10 protein-coding genes are annotated in these 12043 nt (G+C 65.4%); 7 read left to right on the top strand and 3 right to left on the bottom strand.

Translation table 11 applies throughout. The features are described from left to right. Nucleotides 1–487, bottom strand: a 487-nt coding sequence (locus tag RJQ10_RS00775) for a TIGR00153 family protein (protein WP_350142628.1), incomplete at its 3' end; no start/stop codon positions are given. A 142-nt stretch (nt 488–629) separates the two neighbouring features. Between RJQ10_RS00775 and tfpB the strand changes: the two genes are divergently transcribed. The 5 genes from tfpB to RJQ10_RS00750 are packed head-to-tail and all read left to right on the top strand — an operon-like array spanning nt 630 to nt 8410. Beyond that, the gene (gene tfpB / locus RJQ10_RS00770; RefSeq protein ID WP_350142626.1) at nt 630–2408 is read left to right on the top strand and encodes a type IV pilus assembly ATPase TfpB; all 1779 of its coding nucleotides are present in this window, start codon (nt 630–632) and stop codon (nt 2406–2408) included. A gap of 26 nt (nt 2409–2434) precedes the next feature. After that, a complete protein-coding gene (gene glnE / locus RJQ10_RS00765) occupies nt 2435–5329 on the top strand; it encodes a bifunctional [glutamate--ammonia ligase]-adenylyl-L-tyrosine phosphorylase/[glutamate--ammonia-ligase] adenylyltransferase (protein ID WP_350142624.1) in 2895 nt (964 codons plus the stop codon). Nucleotides 5330–5331: 2 nt separating this feature from the next. Beyond that, complete coding sequence (locus RJQ10_RS00760; RefSeq protein ID WP_350142623.1) at nt 5332–6270, top strand: branched-chain amino acid transaminase; 939 nt, start codon at nt 5332–5334, stop codon at nt 6268–6270. Continuing rightward, nucleotides 6263–7123 (top strand): alpha/beta hydrolase, encoded by an 861-nt coding sequence (locus RJQ10_RS00755; protein ID WP_350142621.1) that lies wholly within the window; start codon nt 6263–6265, stop codon nt 7121–7123. Before RJQ10_RS00760 ends, RJQ10_RS00755 begins: the two co-directional genes overlap by 8 nt. Before the next feature lie 51 nt (nt 7124–7174). After that, nucleotides 7175–8410, top strand: coding sequence for a hypothetical protein (locus tag RJQ10_RS00750; protein WP_350142619.1), 1236 nt, complete (start codon nt 7175–7177; stop codon nt 8408–8410). Nucleotides 8411–8454: 44 nt separating this feature from the next. Here RJQ10_RS00750 and RJQ10_RS00745 read toward each other — a convergent pair whose 3' ends face one another. Then, on the bottom strand, nt 8455–9099 hold the full coding sequence (locus RJQ10_RS00745; RefSeq protein WP_350142617.1) for a midcut-by-XrtH protein: 645 nt from the start codon (nt 9097–9099) through the stop codon (nt 8455–8457). Nucleotides 9100–9298: 199 nt separating this feature from the next. Between RJQ10_RS00745 and rfbD the strand changes: the two genes are divergently transcribed. Together rfbD and rfbB are read left to right on the top strand one after the other, a co-directional pair. Beyond that, complete coding sequence (rfbD, locus tag RJQ10_RS00740; protein WP_350142615.1) at nt 9299–10180, top strand: dTDP-4-dehydrorhamnose reductase; 882 nt, start codon at nt 9299–9301, stop codon at nt 10178–10180. Further along, complete coding sequence (gene rfbB, locus RJQ10_RS00735) at nt 10173–11240, top strand: dTDP-glucose 4,6-dehydratase (RefSeq protein ID WP_350142613.1); 1068 nt, start codon at nt 10173–10175, stop codon at nt 11238–11240. Before rfbD ends, rfbB begins: the two co-directional genes overlap by 8 nt. An 18-nt stretch (nt 11241–11258) precedes the next feature. On the opposite strand, the gene RJQ10_RS00730 is transcribed toward rfbB, so the two are convergent. Next, nucleotides 11259–12035, bottom strand: coding sequence for an SDR family NAD(P)-dependent oxidoreductase (locus RJQ10_RS00730; protein ID WP_350142611.1), 777 nt, complete (start codon nt 12033–12035; stop codon nt 11259–11261). Nucleotides 12036–12043 lie beyond the last annotated feature (8 nt).

The following is a 12043-nucleotide window of genomic DNA, read 5'->3' as shown; positions in this document are numbered from 1 at the left end:
TCAGGCCCTCGACATGGACCACTTCGCGCCCACTGAATCCCACCTCCAGCAGCTCGTCCAGCTCGCGAATCGCTACCAGGGCCTGCTCACAGGTGGCGGTGCAGGCGCGGACGAACTCGAACAGGTGCTTTTCCAGCTTGCCGGGGAACTGCATCTCGCGCCCCAGCATCAGGCCGGCGACATCCTTGGCGGTATTGGCGACATGGTCCTGGATGGTGACCAGCTCGAGCAGGTCTGTGCGCGGGACGGGCAGGAACAGACTGTTGGGCAGGTGGCGGCGGACGGAGCGCTTGAGCTTGTCCGCTTCCTGCTCGGCGTCACTGATACGCTTGAAGATCTCCTTGGCCTGGTCCCAGTCTTCGCTCTGGCAGGCCTCGACAAAAGCCGGCAGCAGCTGCGCGGCGTCATTCGCGACCTGCATGTGTTCCTGGATGGGTCTGATCGGCGACCTGCCGAACAGGCTGCTTAGTGGATTCGAGCTGGGCATGGTGGCCTCCCCTGGATGCAGGCGCGAAGTATAGGGGAGGGGTGGGCGTCTGTCACACTGGGCCGGAGGCGCCCTCGCCCGGGCCCGCGGCTGTGATAGCATGGGCCAACAGCCGCAGATGGACCCCGCGAGGCCCCAATTCATGAACGCGAAATTCGGCCCGGAGTATGCCGAACGGCCCCTTGACCTGTATACCCTGGTAGTCGAGCTGCATGCGTCCGGTCATCTTGCCGAAGCTGATCGCGAGCGGCTGGCTGGAGTCAGTATTGGCAGCGTCCATCCGCTGGTGTTCCTGGCGGAACAGAAAATTCCCGATACCTCCCGCACCGGCAAGGTTCTGGACATGGATTTCCTGCTCCACTGGCTGGGGGAGCGCAGCGGCCAGGCAGTGCACGAAATCGATCCGCTGAAGATCAAGGTGGGTGCGATTGCCGAGGTCATGTCGCGCGCCTTTGCCCAGCGCCACCGCATTCTGGCGGTGGACGTCACCGAGGAAGAGGTGGTGATCGCCAGCGCGGAGCCCTGGATTCGCGGCTGGGAGCGCAATCTGGAGCACGTGCTGCGCAAGCGTATCCGGCGCGTGTTGGCCGACCCGCGGGACATTATTCGCCATACCGCTGAGTTTTACAGCATGGCGCGCTCGGTGCGCGGCGCTCGCAGTAGTAGCGCGGCGCCGGGAGCGGCACCCGGTGTCGCCAACCTGGAGCAGATGCTGGAACTGGGCTCGACGAAGGAGCCCGACGCCAATGACCAGCATATCGTCAATATTGTCGACTGGCTGCTGCAGTACGCCTTTGAGCAGCGCGCTTCGGACATTCACATCGAACCCCGGCGCGACCAGGGCCACGTGCGGTTTCGCATAGACGGTGTTCTGCACAGTGTCTATGAGTTGCCGCAGCAGGTCTGCGCTGCGGTCACCAGCCGGATCAAGATATTGGGGCGCATGGACGTGGCGGAAAAGCGCCGGCCCCAGGACGGGCGCCTGAAGACCCGCTCCCCCGCTGGCGGCGAAGTCGAGCTGCGCCTTTCCACCCTGCCGACCGCGTTCGGGGAAAAGCTGGTGATGCGGATCTTCGATCCGGATTTGCTGCAGAAGAGTTTTGCCGAGCTGGGGCTGGAGGATGAGGATTTGCGGCGCTGGCAGGCAATGACCGCCTCCGGCAACGGCATCGTGCTGGTCACTGGCCCCACGGGTTCCGGCAAGACCACCACCCTCTATTCCACTCTGCGTCGGTTGGCGACGCCGGAAGTCAATGTCTGCACCATTGAGGATCCGATTGAAATGGTGGAGGACAGCTTCAACCAGATGCAGGTCAATCACGGTATCAAGCTGGATTTCTCCTCCGGCGTGCGCGCCCTGATGCGGCAGGATCCCGACATCATCATGGTCGGCGAAATCCGCGATCTGGAGACCGCACACATGGCGGTACAGGCGGCCCTGACCGGTCACCTGGTACTGTCCACGCTGCACACCAATGACTCCCCGGGCTCGGTCGCCCGCCTGCTGGAGCTGGGCATGCCCGCCTACCTGATCAAGGCTACGCTGCGGGGGATCATGTCCCAGCGGCTGGTGCGCATTCTCTGCAGCGCCTGCAAGGTGTCCGCGCCCACGGATCTCGATGCCTGGGAGCAGCTGGTGCACCCGTTCAAGTTGCCGGCACCCGGGCAGACCGCTCGTCCGGTGGGATGCAAGGCCTGTCGGGAGACCGGTTACATGGGTCGCCAGGGTATCTATGAACTGCTGGTCAACAGCCCCGCCGTCGCGACCTGTATCACCCCGCAGATGGAGTCGCGCGAGGTCCGCAGTGTCGCCATGGACGAGGGTATGCGCACCCTGCGCCTGGCCGGCGCCGCCCGGGTTGCCGCAGGACAGACCACCATTGAAGAGGTCATGCGGGTGGCGCCCATGTTCGACGCCTGATGACCACAGCCGGGACAGCTGCCACCATGATTGACAGCGCTGGTTTGCCCGCCGAACTGGCCGCCGCCGCTGGCACCGCGTGGCAGCATATTCTCGACCACCAGGACGCGGCGGCCGTCTCAGGCCTGACGGCGGCCCTGGCCGCGCACCCGGAGATCGCGCCCGCGCTGGCCCGGGTGCTGGCCTGCAGCCCCTTCGCGGCGGGCCTGGTCCGGCGCCAGCCGCGGCTGCTGTCCGCCCTGCTGGAGGAGGGGCTGTTGCAACGCAGCCTGCATCCCGGTGAGTTGCAGGCAGAACTGGGACAGCGGCTGGCGGAGCCGGGGGCAGAGCTCAATCCGGTGCTGCGCCGTTTTCGGACGCGGCACATGCTGCGCATCGTCTGGCGCGATTTCTGTCGCGAGTCTGACACCCTGGAGACCGTGCGCGACACCTCGGCCCTGGCGGAGGCCTGCATCGTCCTGGCCCAGGCGCAACTGCAGCAGCAGCTACAGGCCCGCTTCGGTGTGCCCCGCGGCCGGCACAGCGGGGAAGCCCAGCAGCTGATTGTCATCGCCATGGGCAAGCTGGGGGCCGGGGAGCTGAATGTCTCCTCCGATATAGACCTCATTTTCGCCTATCCGGAGTCCGGAGAGACCGACGGCGAGCGCCGCAGCATCAGCAATTCGGAGTTTTTCACCAAGCTGGGACAGGGCCTGATCAGCGCCCTGGACCAGGTTACCGTGGACGGCTTTGTGTTCCGGGTCGATATGCGCCTGCGTCCCTACGGTGAGAGCGGTTCGCTGGCGCTCAATTTCGCCGCCCTGGAGGAGTACTACCAGGATCAGGGCCGGGACTGGGAGCGTTACGCCTTGATCAAGGCCAGGCCCGTGAGCGGGGACCCTGCCCGCGGCGCCGAGCTGACGGCCATGCTGCGCCCCTTCGTGTTCCGGCGCTATGTCGACTTCGGCGTCATCGAGAGCCTGCGCAGCATGAAGCAGATGATCAACAGCGAAGTGCGGCGCCGCGGCCTGCAGGAAGACGTCAAGCTGGGCCACGGCGGCATCCGCGAGGTGGAGTTCATTGCCCAGTGCTTCCAGCTGATCCGCGGCGGGCGCGATCTGGGCCTGCAGCAGCGCGAGTTGCTGCAGGTGCTCGAAGAGTGCGTTGCCCTCCGCTGCCTGCCGGCAGCCACAGTTGCCGAGTTGCGCGCTGCCTACCTGTTCCTGCGCGACAGCGAACACGGGATCCAGGGCTATCAGGACCAGCAGACCCAGGCATTGCCGGCGGATGCGCTGGCGCGGCTGGCGCTGGCGACGGTGATGGGGTTTGCGGACTGGGACGGTTATCTGGCGGCACTGGCCGGGCACCGCGAGCGGGTTGCGGCACATTTCCGCGACCTCATTGCGGCACCGGAGGACGAGCAGGAGGACGCTGCAGAGGAGCTGCCACCCTGGGGTGAGGATCTGGATGAGGATACTCTCGCGAGTCTCGGGTATCGCGAGGCCGCCTCCAGCCTGGAGCAGCTGCAGGCGCTGCAGCAGAGCACCCGGGTGAGCACCCTGCAGGCGGAGGGCCAGGATCGGCTGCAGCAGTTCATGCCGCGCCTGTTGCTGGCCTGCGCCGAAGCGGACAACCCGGACCGGGCCCTGTTGCGCACCCTGCCCTTTGTTACCGCGGTGCTGCGCCGCAGCGCCTATCTGGCGCTGTTACTGGAGAATCCGCCGGCGCTGGCGGAGCTGGTGCTGCTGTGCAACGCCAGCCCCTGGATCGCGGAGCAGCTGGAGCGCCATCCGGTGCTGCTGGACGAGCTGCTGGACCGCGGCAGCCTTTACAACGCGCCGGACAAGGCGCTGCTGGGTACCGGACTGCGTCAGCAGGTGGCCCGTCTGCAGCCCGGTGATCTGGAAGCGCAGATGGATGCCCTGCGTTATTTCAAGGCGTCCCATGTGCTGCGGGTCGCCGCCAGCGAGCTGGTCGGGCGCCTGCCGCTGATGCGGGTCAGCGACAACCTCACCTGGATAGCCGAGGTGATCCTGGAGCAGGTCCTGGCTGTGGCCTGGAGCGATCTCACCGCCCGCTTCGGCCAGCCGCAGCGCGATTCCGAGGGCTATGGCTTCGCCATATTCGGTTACGGCAAGCTGGGTGGGATAGAGCTCAGCTACAGCTCCGACCTGGACCTCGTATTCATCTACGACGCGGACGTGCAGGGCGTCACCGATGGCGAGCGCAGTATCGACAACGTCAAGTTCTATACCCGCCTGGGCCAGCGCATCATTCATATTCTGGAAACCCGCATGGCCATGGGCCAGCTGTACGAGGTCGATATGCGGCTGCGGCCCTCCGGCGCATCAGGCCTGCTGGCCAGCAGCCTGAAGGGTTTCCGCAGCTACCAGGAGGAAACCGCCTGGACCTGGGAGCACCAGGCCCTGGTGCGGGCGCGGCTGGTGGCCGGCGACCCGGCAGTCGGCGCCGGCTTCGATGCCGTGCGCCGGGATATTCTCGGCCGGACCCGGGACGAAGCCGCCCTGAGTGCGGAAGTGGTCGCCATGCGCGAGCGCATGCGCAAGGAACTGCTGCCAGCGCGGCCGCCCGAGGGCCATGATTTTGATCTCAAACAGAGCGCCGGTGGTATCGTTGATATTGAATTTATGGTGCAATATGCGGTTCTGGCGTGGTCTCATCGCGTGCCCGAGTTGGCGCGCTGGTCGGACAACATTCGCATTCTGGAAACCCTGTCCGGGTCTGGCCTGCTCACGCAGAGCGAGAGCAAGGCACTGATCGAGGCCTATCTGGCTTTCCGGTCGGTCGCTCATCAACTCGCGCTGCAGCAGCTCCCCGGCCGGGTCGCCGGGGATGACTATGGCGAACAGCGGGCCAGTGTGAAAACCGTGTGGCAGCGCCTCTTCGGGACACAGGACGAATCAACAGGACAGCGGGACTGAACATGAGTGCAACACCGAATTTTGCAGACCGGGACGGGGTTATCTGGCTGGACGGCGAGCTGGTGCCCTGGCGCGAAGCCAAGGTCCATGTCCTCACCCACACCCTGCACTACAGCATGGGCGTATTCGAGGGCGTACGGGCCTACCGGACTCCCGATCACGGCACCTGCGTGTTTCGGCTCAAGGAGCACACGGACCGGCTGTTCCGCTCGGCGCATATCCTGCGTATGGAAATGCCCTTCGACAAGGATACCCTGAACGAGGCCCAGCGGACTGTGGTGCGGGAGAACGGTCTCAGCGAGGCCTATCTGCGGCCCATGTGCTTTCTGGGTTCAGAGGGGATGGGCCTGCGCGCTGACGGCCTGAAGACCCACGTCATGGTAGCGGCCTGGGAATGGCCCTCCTACATGGACCCGGAAGCGCGCGACCGCGGTATCAAGGTGCGTACCTCGTCCTACACCCGCCACCACGTCAATATCACCATGTGCAAGGCCAAGGCCAACGGCAACTACATCAACTCCATGCTGGCCCTGCGCGAGGCGCTGGACAGCGGCGCGGAAGAAGCGCTGATGCTGGACAACGAGGGCTATGTGGCCGAGGGCAGCGGCGAGAACGTATTCGTGGTGCGCGACGGCCAGGTGTATACCCCGGACCTGACTTCCTGTCTGGACGGTATTACCCGCAACACGATCTTTGCCCTGGCGGCGGAGCTGGGTTACGAGATCCGCGAGAAGCGCATTACCCGCGACGAGGTGTACATCGCCGATGAAGCCTTCTTCACCGGTACCGCCGCCGAAGTGGTACCCATCCGGGAGCTGGACGGTCGCCGGATCGGCACTGGTTCCCGCGGCCCGCTGACGGAAAAGCTGCAGACCATGTACTTCGACTCGGTGCGCGGTAATCGGCCCCAGCACCCGGAGTGGTTGACTCCCGTTGCCTGAGTCCGGGGCCGCGGCCGGTGCCATGGGGGTAGCCGTGGCGCAGGAAGCACAGTTGCCGGGAGGCGTGTTTTATCGCCACTGGCCCCCTGCCGCGGAAGCTCGCGGGGTTATCCTGCTGGCCCACGGGCTCGGCGAGCACGGCGGGCGCTATCAGGCCTTTGCCAACGTCGTTTGCGCCCGGGGCTATGCGGTGGTGGCGCCCGATCACATCGGGCATGGCCAGTCCCCCGGGCACCGCGCGCACATTGGTACGTTCAGCGAGTATCTGGATCCCCTCCTGCAGCTGCGAGAGTTGATTGGGCAGTGGTACCCTTCGCTGCCCTGTTTTCTGGTGGGCCACAGTCTCGGTGGTTTGATCGCTGCACGCCTGTTGCTGGACGCCCAGGCCAGGTTCAGCGGGGCGGCCCTGTCTGGCCCCGCACTCGCGGTGGCAGAGCCGCCACCCGCCCCCTTGTTGTGGATCAATCGTATCCTCGCCCGCCTCTGGCCCACCCTCGGCATGCTCAAGCTGGACGCCAGCCAGGTCAGTCGGGATCCCCGGGTGGTTGCCGATTACGAGGCAGACCCACTGGTGCACCACGGCAAGGTCAGCGCGCGGCTGGTGGCGGAACTGTTTGCCACCATGCGCCAGGTCAACGCGCGCAGCGGGGAAATCATCCTGCCGCTGCTGGTCATGCACGGGGAGGCCGACGTGATGACCGCGCCGGCCGGTTCCGAAGCATTCTGCGCCGGCGTGGGGTCACAGGACGTGACCCTGCAGGTCTATCCCGGCCTCTACCATGAAATTTTCAACGAGCCCGAGCGCCTGCAGGTGCTGGAGCATCTGGCCGGGTGGTTGCAGGCGCGCAGTTGAGTCGCTGCCACCCGTTCGCATGGTCCCGGGCCGCTTGAGCGGGAGTCCGAAATGAATCGTCCTGTCGTTGCCCTTGCCGTTTTCGCCGCTTCGGCCGTTCTCCTGTGGTATGTGTTTCTGCAGCGACCGGCGACGCTCACCGCATCGCCGACTCCCGCTCCGGCCACAGTCCCCGATATCAGTCGCGATACCGACTGGTATCCACGGCGCGATTGGGCACAGGGCCAGCCAGGCACCATGAACCTTTCAGTGTTCGCCTACCGGGATCGCAACCGGGACGGGGTGCTTGACCCCGGTGATGCGCCGATGGCCGCCGTCGCCATCCTGGTCGAGCGGCCCGACGGCAGCCTGCGCATGCAGCGTACCAACATCAACGGCTATGCCAATTTTGGTGTCTCCGCGGACAACGCCGACGCTGACATTGGCGAACCCGACCGCGACTACCGCTTCGAACTGCAGCTGCCCCCGGGCTGGGAGGTCACCAGCGGCTCCAGCACTCACAGTGCCCGCTTCGAGCACCGCCCGGGTACGCCCGCGGGGATGGTGACCACGTCACCGCCCCCGGTAATCGGGCTGGCTCCGGTGCTCACGGTGTTCGGTAGCGAGGCCGCGGACGCTGGTGCGATGTTGGTTGTGGCACCTGATGGCAGCCGCAACGCCGTTCTGGTGGACGCGGCGGGCACGTTCAGCTTCCCGACCTGGCCCGGCGACTGGCGGCTGGTCTCGGCGGCGGGGCCGGCGGCCCCAGCGCTGCACCAGTTTGCGGTGCGGGATGCTCCGGTACAGTTGGGCGCGCTCAATCCGCAGCGTGTCGCGAGGCAAGCGCTGCCAACCCCCGTGATGCTGGATTTCGATGATCTTGAACGTTCGGTCATCGAGAAGCTCCCGGTGGGATATCGCGGTCTCGCGTTTGACTACCTGCTCGCCATCCACAATCAGCATTACCGGGGGCCGGGCTACGTTAATGTGCTCGCCAGCGGCGAGGGTGTGGCTTACAACAGTTCCGGGTATCCGGCCAGAGTGTCCAGCTTGCGTCCGGGGCAGCTGTTTGACTTCGTGGGAGCCTATTTCGGCGTGGCCTGGGAACGGGCGGAGGGCGAGACCCTGATGGTGGAAGGCTGGCGTGAGGGCGGGCAGGTGTACCGGGACGAGGTGACCCTGTCACATATGGGGCCGGTATGGTTGCAAGCGGACTACCGCGGTATTGATGAGCTGAGGTTAAGTACCCTGCATTACTGGCAGTTCACCACGGATGACATGCTGTTCCGCTTGCCGCAGGAGGAGTGATTGCGCTCCCGTTGGTGCTGCGGGAGCGCTCATTGGTCAGCCGATCAGGGAAGCAGTACGACGGAGTTGAAGACAGCGCAGGTACCGTCGGGCTGCAGGACCGTCGGGGGAGCATCGGAACACTCCGGCACCGGCATCGTGCCGGCGTTGTCAATCGAGCCATCGGGGCATTCATAGCTGGCGCCCCCGTTCTCCATGCCGCCATTGATCGGGCCGCCGCCGTTATTGGCGATCAGCCCCCCGAGCTGGATATCGAGGATTTGCTGGGCGATCCCGGTGCTGTTGGTGACGCAGTTCAAATCAGGGCCCAGAAGCCGGGTGCCGCCGGCGGGGTTGTCGAGGGAGACCGGATTGGGCAGCCGGTCTGCATAGGCCTCCGATACCAACCTGATGCCGCTGGCGCCGCTGGCAATGGCGCCGGTGACCAGCGCCGCGAGCATGAACTGGCTGCCGTTCAGTTGCCGGTCCCTGAGCAGTCTCGCGACCGCCAACAGCATCAGTACAGCCAGCAGGATCAGCGCAAAACCGCCCATGGTGGGAACAGCCGCTGCTGACAGCGGGCCATAGGTGATGCTGCCGCCGGACGGTGTTCCGGCCCAGGCGCCACTGCCTGTGACCAGGGCCGCCAGTCCAAGGATGTGCTCCCGACGCAGACTACGGCAGGAAAGTGCGTTGGCTAAAAGTGTCATGGGCGCCCCAGCTTGTTATCAACCGTTAGTTGGCAAGCTTAGTCTTGTCCCAGGTTAACTGCAAACAGACTTTTGCGGGCGGTGCCCCGGGGCAGCGCGACTGCGGCGCATCGGCTGACACTGGGAATCCCCCGGCCCAGCCTTTACCATAGGGCGCCCTTTTGCCGCGGCCCCCGGGCCGCCCCGTCGAGGAGATTGCGTGACCCCAACAGTCCTGATAACCGGAGCCGGTGGCCAGCTGGGCCGCGAGTTGCAACTGACGGCGCCGGCGGGCGTGGCGCTGGTCAGCCTGGATCGTGGCGCACTGGATATCACCCGGGCGGAAGAGGTGCGCCGCGTTTTCGGTGAACTGCGTCCGGACTGGGTCTTCAATGCGGCTGCCTACACCGCGGTGGACCGGGCCGAGGGGGAAGAGTCCCTGGCGCTGCAGATCAACGCCGAGGGCGCGGCAAACCTGGCCGCTGCCTGCGCCAGTACCGGTACCGGTCTGGTGCATGTTTCCACCGATTTTGTCTTCGATGGCGAATCCGGGCATCCCTACCGTCCCGACGCCACGCCACGACCGCTGGGTGCCTATGGGCGCAGCAAGCTGGAGGGTGAGCGCGCGGTACTGGCTGCCCACCCCCGGGCGCTGATCCTGCGCACCGGCTGGGTCTATTCCCGCTTTGGCGGCAATTTCGTCAAGACCATGCTGCGCCTGATGGTCGAGCGGGAAAGTCTGGCGGTGGTCTGCGACCAGGTCGGCACCCCCACCTGGGCCCGGGGTCTGGCGCGGGCACTGTGGGCGGCGGCGGAACGGCCCCTGCTGCAGGGCGTGTACCACTGGAGCGATGCCGGCGTCTGCAGCTGGTACGACTTCGCGGTGGCGATTGCCGAGGAGGGGTTGGCGGGGGGCCTGCTGTCCCGCAGCCCGGCGATACAGCCGATCCCCGCCAGCCAGTATCCTACGCCGGCCCGGCGGCCCGCCTGCAGTGTGCTGGACAAGCAACAGACCTGGGAGGATTTCGATATGGCGCCAGAGCACTGGCGGGTACAATTGCGCGCCATGCTGCAGGATCTCAAGGAACACGGCGATGGCTAGATCACTGCTGGTGACCGGCGCCGCCGGCTTTATCGGCGCCAATTTCGTCCGCTACTGGCGCCAGCGCTATCCGGCTGACCGCATCGTGGCGCTGGACGCCCTGACCTATGCCGGCAATCGCGCGAATCTCGCCGGACTGGAAGGTTCCCCCGGGTTCTGTTTCGCGCACACCAATATCTGTGACTATCCGCAGGTGCTCTCGCTGCTGCGGGAGCACGCCGTGGACACGCTGGTGCATTTTGCCGCGGAGAGCCATGTGGACCGTTCCATCTCCGGCCCCGATGCATTTATCGAAACCAATATAGTGGGAACCCACAGCCTGCTGAAGGCGGCACGGGAGTATTGGCTGGGCGGTGCGCAAGCGCTGCCCCACCGTTTTCATCATGTTTCCACCGACGAGGTCTACGGCTCCCTCGCGCCCGCGGATCCGGGTTTTCATGAGTCCCAGCAGTACCAGCCGAACTCGCCCTACTCCGCCAGCAAGGCGGCATCCGACCATCTGGTGCGCGCCTACCAGCACACCTATGGGCTGCAGGTGACCACCAGCAACTGCTCCAACAATTACGGCCCCTTTCACTTCCCCGAGAAGCTGATCCCCCTGTGCCTGACCAATATCCTGCGCGGACTGCCGCTACCGGTGTATGGCGATGGCAGCAACATCCGCGACTGGCTTTACGTGGAGGACCACTGTCGGGGCATTGATCTCGTGGTGCAGGATGGGGTCGTCGGCGAAAGCTACAATATCGGCGGCAACAACGAGTGGCGCAACCTGGCGATTGTCGAACTGCTGTGCGACGAACTGGATCAACGCTTCCGCGCTGAAGGAACCCTGGCTGATCGCTTTCCCCGGGCGCCCGCAGCCGGTGGTGGCAGCGCCCGCGACCTGATCCGTTTTGTCGAAGACCGGGCCGGCCATGACTGGCGCTACGCCATTGACGCCAGCAAGATCAGCCGGGAACTGGGTTACGCACCGGTTGAAACCTTCGAGACCGGTATTCGTCGCACTATCGACTGGTACCTGGACAATGAGGAGTGGTGGCGACCGCTGTTACCGGACTAGTCGCCAACGCGGGCTCGCTCAGACAGGTGATTCCAGCAGTCCGCCATCAACTGTGAGCACGCTACCGGTCATGTAGCCGCCGGCGGCGTTGCTCGCGAGCAGCAGCAGCGGCGCAGTCAGGTCTGTCATTGCCCCCATCCGCCGTGCCGGGATGGTCCGGATATAGCGCTCTCCCCTTTCCGACTCGAAGTACTCCCGGTTGATGTCGGTCAGGAACCAGCCCGGGCACAGGGCATTGACCCGGATCTGCTCGCGGCAGAGCTCTACAGCCATGGATTTGGTGAGCTGCACAACACCGGCCTTGGACACGTTGTAGGCCACCTTCATGGCGCCGGTGCGCAGGCCGTAGATGGAAGCGATATTGACGATGCTGCCCGCCGTCCCCGCCGCGGCCATGTGCCGGGCGCCGGCGCGCGCCACTCGCCAGGCGCCGTTGAGATTGGTCTCGACTATCCGTTGCCACTCTTCCTCACCGGTATCCAGGAAACGGGTCGGGTCGTCGGCCACTCCCGCATTGTTGACAAGTATGTCGATATTGCCGATATCGTCGGCAATCCGGGTGAAAGCGCCGTCCACGCTGCCGGGGTCGGTAACGTCCATGGACACCGCCGAGGCCACGCCGCCGCTGTCCGCTATCGTGGCAACCTGCTCCGCAAGTTTGTCGCTGCGCCGCGCCGCCAGCACCACTGTCGCCCCCGCTTCCGCCAGCACCCCGGCAAAGTGCGCGCCGAGTCCACTGGAAGCGCCAGTAATCAGAGCCGTCTTGCCCTGTAGCCGGAAGTAATCCCTGGTCATGGTATCTC

The sequence above is a fragment of the Haliea sp. genome, from assembly GCF_040222615.1.
In the GTDB taxonomy this organism is placed as follows: Bacteria; Pseudomonadota; Gammaproteobacteria; order Pseudomonadales; family Halieaceae; genus Haliea.
This window is presented reverse-complemented; position numbering and strand designations above follow the sequence as displayed.

What these genes read in the sequence shown, in the direction of transcription:
- rfbB (WP_350142613.1), top strand. Translation starts at nt 10,173, where the DNA reads ATGGCTAGATCACTGCTGGTGACCGGCGCCGCCGGCTTTATCGGCGCC.
- tfpB (WP_350142626.1), top strand. Translation starts at nt 630, where the DNA reads ATGAACGCGAAATTCGGCCCGGAGTATGCCGAACGGCCCCTTGACCTG.
- RJQ10_RS00760 (WP_350142623.1), top strand. Translation starts at nt 5,332, where the DNA reads ATGAGTGCAACACCGAATTTTGCAGACCGGGACGGGGTTATCTGGCTG.
- RJQ10_RS00730 (WP_350142611.1), bottom strand. Translation starts at nt 12,035, where the DNA reads ATGACCAGGGATTACTTCCGGCTACAGGGCAAGACGGCTCTGATTACT.
- glnE (WP_350142624.1), top strand. Translation starts at nt 2,435, where the DNA reads ATGATTGACAGCGCTGGTTTGCCCGCCGAACTGGCCGCCGCCGCTGGC.
- RJQ10_RS00750 (WP_350142619.1), top strand. Translation starts at nt 7,175, where the DNA reads ATGAATCGTCCTGTCGTTGCCCTTGCCGTTTTCGCCGCTTCGGCCGTT.
- RJQ10_RS00745 (WP_350142617.1), bottom strand. Translation starts at nt 9,099, where the DNA reads ATGACACTTTTAGCCAACGCACTTTCCTGCCGTAGTCTGCGTCGGGAG.